We start from the raw sequence: 17,450 nt of genomic DNA, 5'->3' as shown, positions 1-17,450 counted from the left end.
TCCGTCTCCTTTTCCGCGCCCTCTTCCGCCCGTCGATGGTCCGGTGTCCGCTCAGGGATCGCCCGGGAACTGGGTGACGACGGTGCGCCCGTCCTTTTCCAGGATCACCGTGGCCCGGCGCGTGTCGGTGCAGCCGCGGCGCAGCTTGCCGGCCACCCGGTCCAGGGTGGCGGTGGCGGCAATGCGGCCGTTGCGCTGGGTGGCGGCGGTGCAGTCCGCGGCCGCCAGCACCGCCCGGCAGAGTTCCAGCGCGTCCTCCGCCCCGCCGCAGTAGGCGCCCGTGAACTCGCTGTTCTTCGGGGTCAGGCTGTCGCAGGTGCGGCAGTGGCGGGCGTCGATATGCGCCCAGGCGCGCTTGCCGATGGCGCAGGACAGGGCGGCGCAGCTTCCGTCCGCCGCGGCCACGGCCGGCGCCAGCAGCAGCGCGGCCCCGGCAAGGCCGGACAGTATCCGGACAGGGCGCCGCATCATGCACCGCGCCATGGCATGTATAGGCGACCGGGCATGTACAGGAACAGTGTTCATGAACGACCTTTGCTGCAATGCACCTGTATTGGGGCCCGCCCGCTGGGCGGGGTGCGGCAATTCTAGCGGTGACACGGAAGCCCGCCTACTCCAAACGACCGATCCGACACTTGCCCGGCGGAGTTGAGAACGGCATTTTACGGCACCTCGAAAGGCGCCCGGCTGTTCCGGCAGAAGAGTGACGCCGAAGGATGGAGAGAATCCGCCAGGAGTGAACCGCATGCCGGTCGTACCGCGTTTTGAGCAATGGCCCACGCTGCCCGCCATGTTCTTCGACCAGGCCGCGCGCATGGGCGACAGACCGATGCTGCGGGTCAAGCGTGACGGTCAATGGGAACAGTTGTCCTGGAGATCGGTGGCGGACCAGGTCGTGCGCGCCGCGCGGGGTCTGGCGGCCCTGGGCGTGCGACGGGGCGACCGCGTCTGTCTGGTGGCGGAGAACCGGCCCGAATGGCTGATCGCCGATCTGGCGATCATGTCGCTGGGCGCGGTCACGGTGCCCGCCTACACGACGATCTCCGTGGCCGACTACGTGCATGTCCTGAAGAACAGCGGCAGCACGGTCGCCATCGTCTCCGGGCAGCAGTTGATGCGCCGTGTCTATGCCGCCGCGGCGGAGGTGCCCGGCTTCCGCACCCTGGTCGCGCTGGGCTGGAGCGAGGTGCAGCACGAGCCGCAGGTGGATCTCGTCCCCTGGGAGGAGATGCTGGCCGCCGCCGACGCCGCCCGGCCGCGCCCGCTGGCCCGGCCGCTGGCCCGCCCCGACGAGGAGGGGGAGGCGGCGATGGCCGATCCCCGCCCCACCGTCCCGCCCGCCGCCGCCCGCGAGGCCGTGGCGGCCGCCGAGGCGCAGGCCGACCCGGAAGAGATGGCGCAGGCCGATCCCGACGAGTTGGCGCAGGCCGACCCGGAAGAGAGGATGCGGGCCGATCCCGACGAACCGGCACAGGCCGCATCGGCCGGGACGGACCCCGAGGCCGTGCCCCAGGCCGATGCGGCGGCGCAGGCCGCCACGGCCCCGGCGGCGCAGGCCGCCACGGTCGCAGCGGCGCAGGCCGCCCCGGTCACGGCGGCGCAGGCCGCCCCGGTCGCAGCGGCGCAGGCCGCCACGGTAACCGTGGTCCGGACGGCGCCGGAGGACGCGGCCGATGCCGATGCGGAGCCCCCGACGGGGGAGCACTGGCCCGAGGACCCCGGCGCCCGCGCGGAGACGGACGGCCCCGCGGACACCGACGCCGATCCGCTGACGATGCCGCTGGCCGCCCCCCTGTCGGAGGCGGGACGGATGGCCGTGGCCCGGGCGGAGGCCGCCGCCGGGAGCGAGGCCGATGCCGCCGGGCCGGAAGCGTCCGCCGGGCCGGCGCCGGTCGATCCCGTGGCGCTGGCCATGGACGGCGGGCCGGACGATCTGGCCTGCATCATCTACACCTCCGGCACCGGCGGCGCGCCCAAGGGCGTCATGCTGAGCCACCGGGCGGTGCTGGCGAACTGCATCGGCGCCTACCATGTGCTGGCCGAGATCGGGCTGGAGGAGGAGGTCTTTCTTTCCTGCCTGCCGCTGTCGCATGCCTACGAGCATTCCTGCGGCCAGTTCTTCCCCATCAGCCTGGGGGCCGAGATCGCCTATGTCGAAGGCGTGGAGAAGATCGGCACCAACCTGAACGAGGTGAAGCCCAGCATCGTGCTGGTCGTGCCCCGCCTGATGGAGGTCGTGCAGCAGCGCATCACCCGCGAGGTGGAGCGCCAGGGCGGCGTCAAGGAACGGCTGTTCAATCTGGCGCTGGCGCTGGGCAAGGAACGCTACCGCAACGGCGGCACGCTGCCGGTCTGGAAGCAGCCGGTGGACGACCTGATGGAGACCATGGTCCGCGCCAAGGTGCGGGAGAAGCTGGGCGGCCGGATCAAGGCGCTGGTTTCCGGCGGGGCCGCGCTGAACCCGGACGTGGGGCTGTTCTTCCACGCCCTGGGCTTCCCGCTGCTGCAAGGCTACGGCCAGACGGAGGCGGCGCCGCTGATCAGCGTCAACCGCTTCGGCATGACGGCGCACCACACGGTCGGCCCGCCGGTGAAGGGCTGCGAGGTGACCATCGCCGAGGACGGGGAGATCCTGGCGCGCGGGCCCAACGTCATGCTGGGCTACTGGCAGGATCCGTCCTCGACGGAGCGGGCGCTGGCCGACGGCTGGCTGCACACGGGCGACGTGGGCCACCTGGACAGCCGCGGCCGCATCGTCATCACCGACCGCAAGAAGGACATCCTGGTCACCTCCGGCGGCGACAACATCTCGCCCGCCCGGGTGGAGGGGTGCCTGATGCTGGAGCCGGAGATCGCCCAGGCCGTCGTCTGCGGCGACAAGCGGCCCTACATCGTGGCGCTGCTGGTGCCCGATGCGGAGATCGCGGCCGAGTGGGCGCGGCGGCGCGGGCTGCCGCCGGACCTTTCCACCCTGTGCGCCGACGCCGGCTTCCGCCGGCTGATCTCCGCCGCGGTGGACCGGGCGAACAGCCAGCTCTCCTCGATCGAGCGGGTGCGCAAGTTCCGCCTGCTGCCGACCCCGTTCACGATCGAGAACGGGCTGATGACGCCGACCATGAAGGTCAAGCGGACGCTGGTCGTGCAGCAGTGTCGGGAGACGATCGAGCAGCTCTACGACTGACGGAGGGGCGGGGGCCGGGACATCCCCGGACCCCGCGTCCTGTCGGGAAAGCCGTCCGGGTCAGGCCAGCAGCGCGCGCAGCACGCCGTTCAGCCGGGTGCGCCCCTCCGCCGTGGCGCGCAGGCGGCCGTCCGCGGTCTCCAGCAGCCCGTGGCGCCGCAGCCCGTCCAGCCTGTCCGGGTCCAGGGCCTGGGCCGCGGGCCGGCCGGACTCCGCCGCGATCCGGTCCAGCGGCACGCCTTCGCGCAGGCGCAGCCCCATCATCAGCAGTTCGACCAGCCGCTCCTGCGGCCCGATCGGCTCGAAGGGCTTCGCCGCCGTGCCGTCCCGCTCCACCCGCTCCAGCCAGATGTCGGGGGCGCGGTGGGTGCGGGTGCCGACCTTGCCCTGCGTCAGGGTCAGGCGCCCGTGCGCGCCGGGACCGACCCCGACATAGTCGCCGTAGCGCCAGTAGGTCAGGTTGTGCCGGCTCTCCTCGCCGGGGCGGGCATGGTTCGACACCTCGTAGGCGGGCAGGCCGGCCGCCTCCAGCAGCGCCTGCGTCTCCTCGTACAGCTCGCCCTGGGTGTCCTCGTCGGGCAGCACCAGCTCGCCGCGTTCGTGCAGCGTGTGGAACTGCGTCCCCTCCTCGATGGTGAGCTGGTACAGTGACAGGTGCCCCACCGCCTCGTCCAGGGCGCGGGCCAGCTCCTGCTTCCAGGCGGCGACGGTCTGGCCGGGGCGGGCATAGATCAGATCGAAGCTGAAACGGTCGAAGGCGGCCCGCGCCAGCCGGATCGCCCCCAGCGCCTCGGCTGCGGAATGCCGCCGGCCCAGCCGGCGCAGGTCGGCGTCGTCCAGCGCCTGGATGCCCAGCGACACCCGGTTCACCCCGGCCGCGCGGAAGTCGCGGAAGCGGCCGGCCTCCACGCTGGTCGGGTTGGCCTCCAGCGTCACCTCGGTCCCCGCCGGCAGGCCCCAGTGCCCGTCCGCCCGGCGCAGGAGAGCCTCCACCGTCGCCGGCGCCATCAGCGACGGCGTGCCGCCGCCGAAGAAGACGCTGGTCAGCCGCCGGCCCGGCGCCAGCGCCGCGAAATGGTCCAGCTCGCGCAGCAGGGCCGCGCGCCAGCGCTCCTGGTCGATCCCCTCCCGCACATGGGAGTTGAAGTCGCAGTACGGGCATTTCGAGGCGCAGAACGGCCAGTGGACGTAGAGCGCGAAACCGGGATCGGACGGAACGGACATGCTCTCACGGCAGGCAGGAACGGCAGGGCGGGGCAGCCCGGGCGGGGGGACGTCCCGCCCGGGCCAGATGGGCATCGCCCGCACCGCCGGCCAGGGGATCAGTCCACCAGGGTCCAGTCCACGGTGGAGACGACCCGCACGGTCTTGTCAACCTCGCGCCCCTCGAAGGTGCCGGGCACGTCGTTGCTGGCCAGGATCTGGAAGACGCCCTGGTTGGCGCGGCGGATGCCGCCCAGCCGCGCACCGCTGTCGGCGGCGAACTGCTCGGCCGCGGCACGGGCGTTCTTCGTCGCCTCCGCGATCATGGCGGCCTTGATGTCGTTCAGCTTCGTGAAGGCGAAGGTGGGGCCGTTGCCGCCCGAATCCCCGCCCAGCACGACGCCCTGGTCCAGCAGGCCCGCCAGGTCCTGGCTGGCCTTGAGCACGGTGTCCACGTCGGCGGTGCGGACGGTCAGCGTGCGGGTGACGATGAAGCGGCTGTCCACCGGACCCTGGCGGTACTGCTGCGCCAGCAGATCCACCACGTCCAGCCCGCGGCTGACCACGGCGTCGGCCGGGATGGCGTGGCGGTCCAGGAAGGCCATGACGGCGGCCTCGTCGCGGGCGGTCTTGGCCTGCACCTCGGCCAGATCGTTGCCGGTGGCGACGAAGCGCAGCGGCCAGATCGCCAGATCGGCCCGCACCTCCCGCTCGGCCAGCCCCTTGACGCTGACCACCCGGTCGGCCAGCCGCATGCTGGCGACCTGCGTCCCGGCGAGATAGCCGCCGGCAGCGATGCCGAGCGACAGGAGAAGGGCGGCGGCAAGAAGAACGGGTGTGCGCATGATCGCCTCTGAGGGAGGGGAAAAGGAAAGGAGGGTCCCGATCGTGCGGGGGGATCGTGTCGCCCTCATGGCATGCCGGTGTCACGCTCCCGCCCCTCCCGCGCCGGTTCCGAGGTCGGAGGGGGTGATCAGCCGGAAGACGGAACTGCCGTCCGGACACGGATGACGCGGATGCCGGCTGACGCCGGCCCACGGATGGCCACGGATGTGCGGCCGGAGCCGGGCCCCCCCTCATTGCCTCATGAGTAACCCGCCGCGACAGCCCCATCCATCACGGGCAGGGCGGCGCAGCCGCTGGAATCCCTGCCGGCCTTGCAGGGCGGACATCGGTCCGGCTTCCCAGGCACCGTGTCATCCGTGAAGCCGGCGTCAGCCGGCATCCGTGTTCATCCGTGTTCTTCAGGTCCGGCGGTCCCCAAGGATGCCGGTTCCCGTCGCCGCCGAATGACGCCCCCGCCGGCCGGGTGCCCCGCCGTCAGGCGAAGCAGCGGGCCAGGAGCTGGCGGAAGGCGTCGGCGCGGTGGCTGATGGCGTGCTTGTGCGCCGGGTCCAGCTCCGCATAGGTGCAGGCGTGGCCGTCCGGGATGAAGACCGGATCGTAGCCGAAGCCCTTGCCGCCGCGCGGCGGGAAGGTCAGCGTGCCGTGGGCGGTGCCCTCCACCGCCTCGACATGGCCGTCCGGCCAGGCCAGCGCCAGGGCGCAGACGAAGCGGGCGCGGTCGCCGCGGCGGTCGGCCGCCGCCTCCAGCTCCCGCCGCACCCGCTCCATGGCGGCGCCGAAGTCCTTCTCCGGCCCGGCCCAGCGGGCGGAATAGATGCCTGGCGCGCCGTCCAGTGCATCGACCCAGAGCCCGCTGTCGTCGGCCAGCGCCGGCAGACCGGAGGCGAGCGCCGCCGCCCGCGCCTTCAGCGCCGCGTTGCCGATGAAGGTCGCCTCCGTCTCCTCCGGCTCGGGCAGGTCCAGCTCGGCGGCGGAGGGGAAGTGCCGGACATGGGCGGCGAGCAGGTCGGCGATCTCCCGCACCTTGCCCCGGTTGTGGCTGGCGATGACCAGCGTGTCCCCGGCGAAGCGGCGCGGCGCGGTCATCGGGCCAGTGCCGCCGCCTGGAGCGCCGTCAGCTCGCCGATGCCCTTGCGCGCCAGCGCGAGCAGCGCCAGGAACTCGGCCTCCTGGAAGGGCGTCTTCTCGGCCGTGCCCTGGATCTCCACGATGCCGCCCTTGCCGGTCAGCACGAAGTTGGCGTCGGCCTGGGCGCTGCTGTCCTCGGCATAGTCGAGGTCCAGCACCGGCGCGCCCTGGTACAGCCCGCAGGAGACGGCGGCGACGCTGTCGGTCAGCGGCTGCGCCTTCAGGAAGCCGATCGAGGTGAGATGCCGGAAGGCCAGCGCCAGCGCGACATAGCTGCCGGTGATGGCCGCCGTGCGGGTGCCGCCGTCGGCCTGGAGCACGTCGCAGTCGATCTTCACGGTGATCTCGCCCATCGCCTTCACGTCGGTGACGGCGCGCAGCGAGCGGCCGATCAGGCGCTGGATCTCCTGGGTGCGGCCGGTCTGCCGGCCCTTGGCCGCCTCGCGGTCGGTGCGCTCGGCCGTGGCGCGGGGCAGCATGCCGTATTCGGCCGTCACCCAGCCCTGGCCCTGGCCGCGCAGGAAGGGCGGCACGCGGTCCTCGACGCTGGCGGTGCAGAGGACGTGCGTGTCCCCGAACCGCACGAGGCACGAGCCTTCGGCATGCTTGGAGACGTTCGTCTCCAGGCTCACGGGGCGCATCTGGTCGAGGGAACGGCCGGAGGGGCGGGACATGGCTGTGGTCTCGGGATGGGGAACGGGCCGACCGTGGATAGGCCACGCCCGCCCCGCTTACAAGTCCGAAAGCCCCGTGATCCGGACCGGCGGCCGGCCGGGGAAACGGACCGTCAGTTCCAGCCGGCCCCCCATGGCTTCGACATAGCCGGACAGGGTGGACAGCAGCATGTCCGTCTGGCGCTCGATGCGCGACACCGTGTCCTGCCGCACGTCCAGGCTTTCCGCGATCTTCGCCTGCGTCAGGTCGAGCGCCTTGCGCAGACCCTGGAGGGTCAGTTCCTCCGCCTCCAGCGCGTCCGCCCTGGCCTCGATCCGCTCCCGCCGGTCGGGCGGCAGGGAAGCGAGCCAATCGTCCAGCGTCCTGGTTCCGCTCATCGCCATCGTCCTTTCCCGGCCGTCAGCCCTTGGTCCGTCCGGCTTGCAGGTGGCGGGCGTAACGCTCGTCCGCCTTCCGGATCAGCGTGCGATAGAATCTGTCCTGGGCCACACCCGCCTTGTCGCCCGCGACAAGCAGGACCGCCTGCTTGTCCGGGTCGAACGCGAAGGCAACCCGCCAGACCCCGCCATCCACACTGAAGCGGAGTTCCTTCATGTTCGCGAACGAAGACCCCTTCAGGGTGTCCACGTCCGGCCTGCCCGTCAGGGGGCCGGTCGCCTGAAGCCGCTTCATCCTGGCCGCCAGTTCGTCCTGCACCGGAGCCCGGAGGTCCAGAAACTCCGGCCAGAACTCAGGATGGAACAGAACGGTCCAGGGCATGACGAAATATGGATCGGAATCCATGTCGGCGCAAGCGGACGCCCGTCATCGTCCGCCCGGGCTCTGGCCGCAGGGCCTCGGGGTCCCCGGGACACGGATGAACACGGGTGCCGGCTGCGCCGGCCCACGGATGGCACGGATCAAGGGAAAGCACCGGAAGACATCATCCGTGGAAATCCGTGTTCCCCCTGCTGCCCGTCTGGTCCGCATGCCCGGCGCGATCCGCCCGCCCCGCCCGCATTGATTAGACCCGGATCAGACACTAGACTCAGGGAAGCAGGGGCGGCCGGGGCCGCCCGGTGGAGCGAAGGGCGAAGCGTCCGCACCGGCATGATCGTCGAGCTGAACCAACGGACCCGCGATATCTTCCGCCATATCGTCGAGGCGTATGTGGAGACGGGGGAACCCGTGGGCTCCCGCACCGTCTCGCGCCGGCTGGGCATGCAGCTCTCCCCCGCCACCATCCGCAACGTCATGGCGGACCTGGAGGAGCTGGGGCTGCTGATGGCGCCGCACACCTCGGCCGGGCGGGTGCCCACCGATGCCGGGCTGCGCATGTTCGTGAACGGCATCCTGGAGATCGGCGACCTGTCGGAGACGGAGCGGGAGGCCATCGAGGCGCAGTGCGCCAACCGGGGCCGCTCGCTGCCGGACGTGCTGGAGGAGGCGATCACCATGCTGTCCGGCCTGTCCTCCTGCGCCGGGCTGGTGCTGGCGCCGAAGACGGACCGGCCGCTGAAACACATCGAGTTCGTGAACCTGTCGCCCGGCCGCGCCCTGGTGGTGATGGTGACGGAGGACGGGCTGGTGGAGAACCGGGTGGTGGAGGTGCCGGTGGGCATGCCCGTCTCCGCCCTCACCATGGCATCCAACTATCTGACGGCGCGGCTGACCGGCCGCACCCTGACGGAGGCGCGGACCGACATCCTGGCCGAGATCGAGGAGCGCCGCGCCCAGCTCGACCAGCTCACGGCCAAGGTGGTGGCGGCGGGGCTGGCGACCTGGGGCGGCAGCCAGGGCCAGCAGGGCTATCTGATCGTGCGCGGCCAGGCCCGCCTGCTGGAGGACGTCTCCGCCCTGTCCGACCTGGAGCGCATCCGCACCCTGTTCGAGGCGCTGGAGACGCGCGAGGCCATGGTCCGCCTGCTGGACGCCACCGGCAAGGCGGAGGGGGTGCAGATCTACATCGGCGCGGAGAACGAGCTGTTCCGTCACGCCGGCTGCTCCCTGATCGTCTCCCCCTACACCAACGCGAAGGACCAGATCGTCGGCGCCATCGGCGTGATCGGCCCGACCCGGATCAACTATGCCCGCATCATCCCCATGGTGGACTATACGGCGAAGGTGGTGGGCCGCCTGATCGGGTGAGGGAGCGCCCCGCCCCGGGCGCGCATCCCATCTCGACAGGCGCCGCGATCCCGCCTAAACGTCCGCCGACCGGGGCGGCGGTCCCGCCGCCCCGTTCCAGCCCCGCAGACTGCATCCGAGGCAAGACGTCATGAGCGAAACCATGCCCAACGGCGAGCAGCGGCCGCAGACCGACGCGGCCGCCGAGGCCCCCGAGAGCAACACCGCCACCACGACCGCCCCGGGCGGCCAGGGCGGCCAGCAGGCCCCCGCGGGCCAGACCGCTGCCGGCCAGACCACTCCGGGCCAGACCGCTCCGGGCGCGGGCGGCAGGGCCGCCGCCGGCGAGGCCCCCGCGGACGACCGCACCGCGTCGCTGGAGGCGGAGATCCAGGTGCTGAAGGACCAGCTCCTGCGCGCGCTGGCGGAGACGGAGAATGTCCGCCGCCGCGCCGAGCGCGAGCGCGAGGACACGGCGAAGTACGCCATCGCCAAGTTCGCCAAGGACCTGCTGGCCGTGGCCGACAATCTGCGCCGCGCCGTCGAATCCGTGGCGCCGGACCAGCGCCAGGGCAACGAGGCGGTGAACAGCCTGCTGACCGGCGTGGAGGCGACGGAGCGCCAGCTCGCCGCCGCCTTCGACCGCGCCGGCATCCAGAAGATGGAACCGCTGGACAGGCCCTTCGACCCCAACTTCCATCAGGTGATGATGGAGATGGAAGGCACCGGCAAGGCCCCGGGCACCGTGGTCGCCGTGCTCCAGGCCGGCTACACGCTCCAGGGCCGGCTGCTGCGCGAGGCCATGGTCGGCGTCGCCAAGGGCGGCGAGACCCACAACCTCAACACCAGCGCCTGACCCCCCGCCCCGGGCGGGCTCCCCCGGCGGGGGAGCCCGCCATAACTCCGTTGGGATGGGGCGGGCGTCACGCCCCCTTTCTGCGCTGGAACGATGGCGCTGCCAATGTCTGCCTTTGAGAACGGGACCAAGGGTAAGCGAACAGAGTTCGCCAGGAGCGAATTTTTCCGTTGACGGCTTTTTCCAATTTAGTAGCATAGCATTATCGTTTGGCTGGGGACATTGTCGCACTTACGGGGTCGGGCTCCGACCCGAGGAGGCAAAACCTCTACCACTTGTTACCGAGAGGGTTCCGCTCGCTGTGCTCTCCCGGGGCAGCCAAAGCCGCTCCCACGACGCGGGATGCGGCGGGGATTTTTAGGAGTAATGCTCCCGTTTGGAGTCCCCCTCTGATACTTGCGACGCCCATCCGGGCCATTCCGCCCGGATGGGTGTATCAGAGGAGACGATTATGTCTATCGAGGCTAATCCGCCAAACGACCAGCGGGAGAAGTTGAGCAAGGACCGCCGCCCGATCAGAAGGCCCCTCGTGGTGCTTCTGAGGAATCGGTGGGTACTGATGGTTGCGCTTAAGTGCGCTAAGGCCATCTACGATCTGCTCAGCGACTCCTAAACTTTTCCCTTAGCCTGAAGGAATGGCAATGCTTAACGATGTAGTGCGGCTCGTAAGAAAGTTTCACGGCACAAGCCAATCTGAACTTGCGGCAAAGTTAGGTATATCAAAGTCATTTTTGTCAGAAATTGAATCTGGAAAAAAGAAGGTTTCTTTGGAAGTTCTAAGAAAATATTCCGAAACTTATTCTATACCAATTTCAAGTTTTTTCATATTTGATGAGCATATGAGCGGATCTCACAGAAAAATAAAATCTAAAATCGCGAACAAGATTGTTAATATACTAAGTTGGATTGATGCCGCCGCTGATAGCAATGATGATGACGAGAATCATGAAAAATTATCCAATAGATCAGTCCCCACTTTATAAGCTTCATTCAAAAAGAAAGCTTGAGAATATCCTTTGCACCAATCTCGATATTGAGAAAATGGCAAACTATGAAGGGAAAAATTTTAAATTCTTCTACATAACGCAAGGAAACAAGAAAAGAAAAGTCGAAAGTCCAATACCTGAAATTCAAGAGCTTCATAGGAAAATAGCGCGCCTTCTTTGCCGAATAGACCCCCCGGATTATCTTTATTCGGCAACCAAGAAGAGATCATATCTGAGCAATGCTCAACGCCATATTGGGCGGCATGCACTAATTAAAGTTGATATTTCTAAGTTTTTTCCTTCCGTATCACGACTTAAAGTTTACAATTTTTTCAGATTCAAAATGAAATGCAGCCCAGATGTTTCGGCAATAATCGCGAAACTACTCACTGTTGACGGTCACCTCGCTACAGGAAGTAGCGCAAGCCCGATTCTTTCTTATTATGCAAACATTGATATGTTTGAGGAGCTTTATCTCCTCGCCAAAAACCGTAGCGCTACAATGACGTGCTATATAGATGATGTATGTTTTTCGGGGGAACATGTATCAAAAAAGTTACTCTACGAGGTTCAAAAGATAATTCGTCGGCACGGTTACGTAAATCACAAGCAAAAGGCGCGCTACTATTCGCCCGGCGAAGTAAAGTTGATTACAGGGGTCGCCGTTACCTCGCTTGGCGTAAGACTCCCACTAAGGCGCCACAGAGCTATCCGCGACGGATACACGCATATTTTTACGGCAAAGACTGATTCTGATCGCCTAACCCAACTAGAGAAGCAGGTTGGAAGACTATTCGAGGCGAGCCAAATTGATCCAAGTTTTAAAGATAAAGCAAAAAGAGCGAGTCAAGCGCGCGCCAATCTGAAGCGACGCCTTCTTTCTAAAGCATTCCACCCATCATCACCTTAATCAGCATAGATAGTTCTATGATTTCCATGACACTTGACTGAATCGAACCGCTTATGCTGCCCAAATCGTCCAACCCGAAGAGCATTGCCACGCTTAGCCAGCCCCCCTACCGCGGTGCGAGGCGGCGGTAGCTGAGGGCTTCGGCGATGTGGGGGCGGCGGACGGTGGGGCTGTCGTCCATGTCGGCCAGGGTGCGGGCGACGCGCAGCACGCGGTGGTAGCCGCGGGCGGACAGGCGCAGCCGCTCCGCCGCCTCGGTCAGCAGCGCCCGGCCCTGGGCGTCGGGGGCGGCGACCTGTTCCAGCAGGGCGCCGTCGGCCTCGGCATTGGTGCGCAGGGCCGTCCCGCCGGCTCCGGTTCCCGCCCCTGGCCCCGGCCCGGCCCCGGCCCCGGCCAGCGCGGCATAGCGCCGGCGCTGCACCTCGCGCACGCGGGCCACGCGGGCGGCGACCTGGGTGCTGTCCTCCCGCGGGGGCGGCAGCGACAGGTCGGCGGCGCTGACGGCCGGCACCTCCACATGCAGGTCGATGCGGTCGAACAGGGGGCCGGAGATGCGCGACTGGTAGTCGGCGGCGCATTTCGGCGCGCGCGAGCAGGCCAGGGCGGCATCGTCCAGATGGCCGCAGCGGCAGGGGTTCATCGCCGCCACGAGCTGGAAGCGGGCGGGATAGGCGATGTGGGCGTTGGCCCGCGCGATCACGGCGCGGCCGCTCTCCATCGGCTGGCGCAGCGCCTCCAGCGTCTGGCGCGCGAACTCCGGCAGCTCGTCCAGGAACAGCACGCCCTGGTGCGCCAGACTGATCTCCCCCGGCCGGGCGCGCAGCCCGCCGCCGACCAGGGCGGGCAGGCTGGCGGAATGGTGCGGGTCGCGGAAGGGGCGACGGCGCAGCAGCCGGCCGCCCTCGAGCTGCCCGGCGACCGAGTGGATCATCGACGCCTCCAGCGCCTCCGCCGGATCCAGCGGCGGCAGGATGCCCGGCAGGCGCGCGGCCAGCATCGACTTGCCCGACCCCGGCGGGCCGATCATCAGCAGGTTGTGGCCGCCGCTGGCCGCCACCTCCAGCGCGCGCTTCGCCGTCTCCTGCCCCTTCACGTCCTTCAGGTCCCTGTGGCCGGCCCCGGCGTCGGCCGGCTCCAGCCGCGGCTCGGGCCGCGACAGCACCTGGGTCCCCTTGAAATGGTTGATGATGGCCAGCAGGCTGGGCGCGGCCAGCACCTCCAGATCGCCGGCCCAGGCCGCCTCTCCGCCGCAGGCCGCGGGACAGATCAGGCCGCGCCCGTGGGCCGAGGCGTTGATGGCACTGGGCAGCACCCCGGCCACCGGGGCCAGCGCCCCGTCCAGCCCCAGCTCGCCCAGGGCGTAGAAGCGCGCCACCTCCTCCCCCGGCAGCACGCCCAGGATCACCAGCAGGGCCAGCGCGATCGGCAGGTCGAAGTGCGATCCCTCCTTCAGCACGTCCGCCGGGGCCAGGTTGACGGCGATGCGCCGCGGCGGCAGCGACAGGCCCAGCGCGTGCAGGGCCGCGCGCACCCGCTCGCGGCTCTCGGCCACCGCCTTGTCGGGCAGGCCGACGACGATGAAGGCCAGCTCGCCGCCGGACATCTGCACCTGCACGTCGATGTCCAGCACGTCGATGCCCTGGAAGGCGACCGTACTCACCCGCGCGACCAAGCGATCCTCCCCCCGCCGGGTCCCCAACGGGCACCCTCTTGAGGAGTGTAGGGGAGGCGGTCCGCACGCGCCAGCGGTCATGGCCGCCCGGTGGGCGCTCGCTAAGGTGGCACCCGCCCGGAGGAAAGGCCGGCTGGCCCGGCCGGCGCGGGCAGGGTATCCAGGGACGGCACAGGCAGAGGAGGAAGGAATGGCGTGGCTGGTGCTGTTCGTGGCCGGGATTCTGGAGATCGGCTGGGCGATCGGGCTGAAATATTCCGAAGGCTTCACCCGGCCGCTGCCCACGGCGGTCACGCTGGTGGTGGCCCTGGCCAGCTTCTTCCTGCTCTCCGTCGCCATGCGCAGCCTGCCGGTCGGCACGGCCTATGCGGTCTGGACCGGCATCGGCGCCGTCGGCACGGCGCTGCTGGGCATCGTCCTGTTCGGGGAGCCGGCGACGGCGGCGCGGCTGGCCTGCATCGCCCTGATCGTCGCCGGCATCGTCGGGCTGAAGGTGTTCAGCGGCGGCTGAGCCCGCCCGCGCCCCCTCCCGGCTACGCCCGCCCCGGGCGCTCCGCCAGATCCCGCGCCACGGCCGCGATCAGGGCGCGGGCGGCGGCCTGCACCATCGCCTCCGGTTCCTGCGGCAGCCGGCCGGGCGTGCCCGACGGCGGTGCCCGCCAGAGCAGGTGGTGGCCGGGCGCCGGCTCGAACCCCGCCAGGACGTCCGCCTCCGGCTCCGCTCCGGTGACGATGGCGACGTCCGGCACGGGAAAGTCACCCAGCCGGCGGAACCCCGCCAGGGTGCAGTCGATCAGCCAGTCCCCGGCCAGGGTGACGACATGGCCGTTCCACTGCCCCGCGGGAACCTCCTCGACATAGCCCAGGGCGAAGTTGCCCCGTTCGGTCCGCAGCAGCGCCTGACAGGGAAGCGGCCGCGCCGCGATCCCGAAATGCGCCAGGACCCGGCAGTTGATCGCGGTCGTGAAGGCACAGTATGTCCGGTATTTCTCGCCAATGATCCCGAAGTAATCCTTGAAGATCATCTGGACAAGATCAGACGTCAGGCGTTGCGGCGCTGCCGTAGATGCCTCCGCCCCGAGATCACCGACCGATCCGGAATCGGCCGAATTCGCCGGATAATTCGAAGCATGACCGATCATCATGATTTCCGCCGCATCGGAACCTGCGGCGACTCTTCATGATCCTGGTTACCAAATCGTTTATCCTGCCATCAGGAGTCGTCGGACTTAGGCCGAAGGGGGTAGTTCCGGCCCGGCGGGGGCCGCGCCGCGCGTCACAGGACCGCCCGGCGCGTCCGCCTCACGGCCGGGATCGAAGCCACGCCAGCCCCGCGGACACCAGCAGCGCCATCGTCGTGGCGTAGCCGATCACGGGCCAGGCCGTGTCGCCGTTCAGCAGCGTCGCCGCCGCGGTCCCGGCAAGGCTGACGATCAGGCTCTGGACGCAGAAGTAGAGCGCGACGGCCGATCCCGCGATGTCGTCGAACGGTGCAAGCGCGCCGTTGGCGGTCACGGACACCGTGAAGACGATGCCGACCGCCATGACCCACATCGGCAGGATGTAGCCGAGAAAGGACGGCGGGCCGGAGACTTCGCCGATCGCCAGCAGGGCAGACCCGCAGACGAGCAGCGCCATCCCGCGCGCCACGCAACCCGGGATGCCCCACCGGGCGACGAAGGACCGGGCGAACCGGGTGGTCCCGATCATGACGACCGCGACCGTGGCGAAGGCCAGGCTGAACCCGATCTCCGACCAGCCCGCCCTGTCTATCAGCACGCGGGGGGCCGTCGAGAAGAAGACGAAGAAGGTGCCCATGCCGGCGCTGAAGCCGGCCGTGTAGACCCAGAAGGCCGGGCTGGCGAAAACCGGCAGAACGGACCGGCGCCGCGTCGCATCATCCGGCAGGCGGGTTGCGGGCGGCCGGGTTTCGGGCCATCTGACGCCGGCATTCAGAAGCGCGGGCAGCGCCAGGGCGGCCAGCGTGACGAAGATCGCCCGCCATCCGAAGACCCCGCCGATCAAGGCTCCGGCGATGGGGCCGAGGGCGGGGACGAAGGCCAGGATCGAACTGAAAAGCCCGTAGATGACGACGCCCTCGGGCCGGCCGGCATAGACGTCGCGCACCGCCGCGAACGTCGCCACCAGCGCCGCCGACGCCCCGACCGCCTGAAGCAGGCGGAAGGCGACAAAGACCGCGGCCGTCGGCGAGCCTGCCGCCCCGAGGGACGCGGCGACGAAGAGCGCGCCCCCCGCAAGCAGGACCGGCCGCCGCCCGAGGCGATCCGAGATCGGGCCGAAGATCACCTGCCCCACGCCGAGCATCGCCATGTAGAGGCTCAAGCTGAGCTGGATCACGGAGGGCGTCGTGTCCAGGGCGGCAGGCATCGCCGGAACGACGGGGAGATAGATGTCCATCGCCAGGGAAGCGAGGATGTCGAAGGGAGCCATCAGCAGCAGGGCTGCCGGCAGCGTAAAGGCCCACGCGGGGCGTGTGCTGGTCATGGGAAGGGTTCCGCTCGGTCAGGAATACCGGCGGCGTCCGTGCGTCAGCAATCGGTCAGGATCGGTCTTACAGAACGCCGCAACAACAATGCCCGTTGTTGCGGCTTACCTGTCTGCTGACTTGCCGGCTCCCATGCCTTCGACCTCGCACTTCACACTGGAGCATGACCCTATCCGATCGTCCCGCCCGCCGCAATGTCCCGGGCCAGACCGATGAACGCCCGGAGGGCGGCCGAGGGGTTGCGCCGTCCGGGATAGTAGAGGCAGAGCCCGGCACGCGGCGGCGTCCAGTCGTCGAGCACGCGCACGAGCCGGCCCGCGTCGATGTCGGTACGCACGTCCTGCTCCATGAAGAAGCCGAGTCCGATCCCGTCCAGGACGGCGATGCGGGCAAGACCGGCCTCGTCCAGGGTGATCGGTCCCGCCACGTCGATCTGGGCCGTCTGTCCGTCCTTCTCGAACTGCCAGCGATAGAGGGCGCCGTTCGGCAGCCGGACCCGGATGCACGGGTGATGGAGGAGGTCGGGCGGAACCCGTGGCGTGTCATGCCGCTGGAAATAGGCCGGCGACCCGACGACGGCATGGCGCTGGGGACGCCCCAGGGAGATCGCGATCATGTCGCTGGGCACCAGGTCGGCCACCCGCACACCCAGGTCGAATCCCTCGGCGACGATATCCACCAGCCGCCCTTCGGTGACGAGATCGACATGCACCTGCGGATGGCGGCGCAGGAACTCCAGCACCAGCGGCGAGAGGATCTCCCGTGCCGCCGTGGCAAAGGCGTTGATGCGAAGCGTGCCTGACGGAACCGTCTGCTGCGACCGCACGGCCTCCAGGGCGCCGTGAATGTCCTGCACGGCCGGACCGATCTGCGCGACGAACAGCCGCCCGGCATCGCTGAGCGAGACGCTCCGCGTCGTGCGGTTGAACAGGCGGACGCCAAGGCTCGCCTCCAGTTTTCCGATCGCGTTGCTGAGCGCGGTCGTGGACATCCCCAGATCGAGCGCCGCGGCGCGGAACGACCCCCGGCGGGCGATGGCGATGACGGCATCGAGATCGTTCAGGTCAGGCCGGTACATTGTCCCGTCATTCGAAATTCCACATCCCGCTTTATCCCGATTATCGGAACGGGTGTCCACGCCCATAGTGGAAAGGACCGAGCGACCCCGATCAAGCCTGTTTGAGAACGCCCTCAGATCACTATAAGTAACGTATATTACATTAAGAGTAGCAATATATGCTAAATCATGTTCTATTCCTCAAACGGAATCACAGTCATCATCATACTATTTGCGAGCAAAGCTGGGCTGAATTGCACATGAATCGAACACAATACCACAGATCTGTTCGGCAACCTGGAATGTCGCGCAGACAATCTGAAT

17 protein-coding genes are annotated in these 17,450 nt (G+C 68.6%); 6 read left to right on the top strand and 11 right to left on the bottom strand.

From position 1 onward, the window contains the following. Positions 1-51: 51 nt before the first annotated feature. Positions 52-471 carry a hypothetical protein gene (locus tag RC1_RS21830; protein ID WP_184446339.1) on the bottom strand — a complete coding sequence of 140 codons (420 nt, stop codon included), beginning with the start codon at positions 469-471 and terminating at the stop codon, positions 52-54. A 274-nt stretch (positions 472-745) separates the two neighbouring features. Here RC1_RS21830 and RC1_RS22540 point away from each other — a divergent pair, with 274 nt between their 5' ends. Next, positions 746-3,181, top strand: a complete 2,436-nt coding sequence (locus tag RC1_RS22540; protein ID WP_083759328.1) for an AMP-dependent synthetase/ligase — start codon at positions 746-748, stop codon at positions 3,179-3,181. 60 nt (positions 3,182-3,241) lie between these two features. On the opposite strand, the gene hemW is transcribed toward RC1_RS22540, so the two are convergent. The 6 genes from hemW to RC1_RS14140 all read right to left on the bottom strand — a co-directional run bounded on the left by hemW (position 3,242) and on the right by RC1_RS14140 (position 7,792). Then, positions 3,242-4,405, bottom strand: coding sequence for a radical SAM family heme chaperone HemW (gene hemW, locus RC1_RS14165; protein WP_012568111.1), 1,164 nt, complete (start codon positions 4,403-4,405; stop codon positions 3,242-3,244). A 98-nt stretch (positions 4,406-4,503) separates the two neighbouring features. Further along, positions 4,504-5,229 carry an SIMPL domain-containing protein gene (locus RC1_RS14160; protein ID WP_012568110.1) on the bottom strand — a complete coding sequence of 242 codons (726 nt, stop codon included), beginning with the start codon at positions 5,227-5,229 and terminating at the stop codon, positions 4,504-4,506. A 475-nt stretch (positions 5,230-5,704) separates the two neighbouring features. Continuing rightward, a complete protein-coding gene (rdgB, locus tag RC1_RS14155; protein WP_012568109.1) occupies positions 5,705-6,316 on the bottom strand; it encodes an RdgB/HAM1 family non-canonical purine NTP pyrophosphatase in 612 nt (203 codons plus the stop codon). After that, the gene (rph, locus tag RC1_RS14150; protein ID WP_012568108.1) at positions 6,313-7,032 is read right to left on the bottom strand and encodes a ribonuclease PH; all 720 of its coding nucleotides are present in this window, start codon (positions 7,030-7,032) and stop codon (positions 6,313-6,315) included. The genes rdgB and rph overlap by 4 nt, the downstream gene beginning before the upstream one ends. Before the next feature lie 57 nt (positions 7,033-7,089). Continuing rightward, positions 7,090-7,410 carry an XRE family transcriptional regulator gene (locus tag RC1_RS14145; protein ID WP_148213463.1) on the bottom strand — a complete coding sequence of 107 codons (321 nt, stop codon included), beginning with the start codon at positions 7,408-7,410 and terminating at the stop codon, positions 7,090-7,092. 22 nt (positions 7,411-7,432) lie between these two features. Further along, the gene (locus RC1_RS14140; RefSeq protein WP_041786558.1) at positions 7,433-7,792 is read right to left on the bottom strand and encodes a type II toxin-antitoxin system RelE/ParE family toxin; all 360 of its coding nucleotides are present in this window, start codon (positions 7,790-7,792) and stop codon (positions 7,433-7,435) included. A 330-nt stretch (positions 7,793-8,122) separates the two neighbouring features. Between RC1_RS14140 and hrcA the strand changes: the two genes are divergently transcribed. From hrcA to RC1_RS20880, 4 genes are all read left to right on the top strand, one after another. Next, on the top strand, positions 8,123-9,160 hold the full coding sequence (hrcA, locus tag RC1_RS14135; RefSeq protein WP_012568105.1) for a heat-inducible transcriptional repressor HrcA: 1,038 nt from the start codon (positions 8,123-8,125) through the stop codon (positions 9,158-9,160). Between the two features lie 130 nt (positions 9,161-9,290). Beyond that, positions 9,291-9,995: a nucleotide exchange factor GrpE gene (grpE, locus tag RC1_RS14130; protein WP_012568104.1), complete on the top strand. Its 705-nt coding sequence runs from the start codon at positions 9,291-9,293 to the stop codon at positions 9,993-9,995. A 635-nt stretch (positions 9,996-10,630) separates the two neighbouring features. Beyond that, positions 10,631-10,978, top strand: a complete 348-nt coding sequence (locus RC1_RS22655; RefSeq protein WP_085979019.1) for a helix-turn-helix domain-containing protein — start codon at positions 10,631-10,633, stop codon at positions 10,976-10,978. Beyond that, entirely contained in the window at positions 10,941-11,891 is a 951-nt protein-coding gene (locus tag RC1_RS20880) for a reverse transcriptase family protein (RefSeq protein WP_184446341.1), read from the top strand. The genes RC1_RS22655 and RC1_RS20880 overlap by 38 nt, the downstream gene beginning before the upstream one ends. 106 nt (positions 11,892-11,997) lie before the next feature. Here RC1_RS20880 and RC1_RS14125 read toward each other — a convergent pair whose 3' ends face one another. Further along, positions 11,998-13,563 carry a YifB family Mg chelatase-like AAA ATPase gene (locus RC1_RS14125; protein WP_012568103.1) on the bottom strand — a complete coding sequence of 522 codons (1,566 nt, stop codon included), beginning with the start codon at positions 13,561-13,563 and terminating at the stop codon, positions 11,998-12,000. Between the two features lie 190 nt (positions 13,564-13,753). On the opposite strand from RC1_RS14125, the gene sugE reads away from it, so the two are divergent. Beyond that, entirely contained in the window at positions 13,754-14,074 is a 321-nt protein-coding gene (sugE, locus tag RC1_RS14120; protein ID WP_012568102.1) for a quaternary ammonium compound efflux SMR transporter SugE, read from the top strand. Between the two features lie 22 nt (positions 14,075-14,096). Here the strand turns inward: sugE and RC1_RS14115 are convergent, their stop codons facing one another. From RC1_RS14115 to RC1_RS14105, 3 genes are all read right to left on the bottom strand, one after another. Further along, complete coding sequence (locus RC1_RS14115; RefSeq protein ID WP_041785396.1) at positions 14,097-14,588, bottom strand: hypothetical protein; 492 nt, start codon at positions 14,586-14,588, stop codon at positions 14,097-14,099. 277 nt (positions 14,589-14,865) lie between these two features. Beyond that, a complete protein-coding gene (gene floR, locus RC1_RS14110) occupies positions 14,866-16,068 on the bottom strand; it encodes a chloramphenicol/florfenicol efflux MFS transporter FloR (protein ID WP_012568100.1) in 1,203 nt (400 codons plus the stop codon). Positions 16,069-16,238: 170 nt separating this feature from the next. Continuing rightward, a complete protein-coding gene (locus tag RC1_RS14105; RefSeq protein ID WP_012568099.1) occupies positions 16,239-17,147 on the bottom strand; it encodes a LysR family transcriptional regulator in 909 nt (302 codons plus the stop codon). Positions 17,148-17,450: the final 303 nt, after the last annotated feature.

The sequence above is a fragment of the Rhodospirillum centenum SW genome (assembly GCF_000016185.1).
Lineage (GTDB): Bacteria > Pseudomonadota > Alphaproteobacteria > Azospirillales > Azospirillaceae > Rhodocista > Rhodocista centena.
Note: the sequence above shows the minus strand (reverse complement) of the source record. Positions and strands in the feature narration are given on the sequence as shown.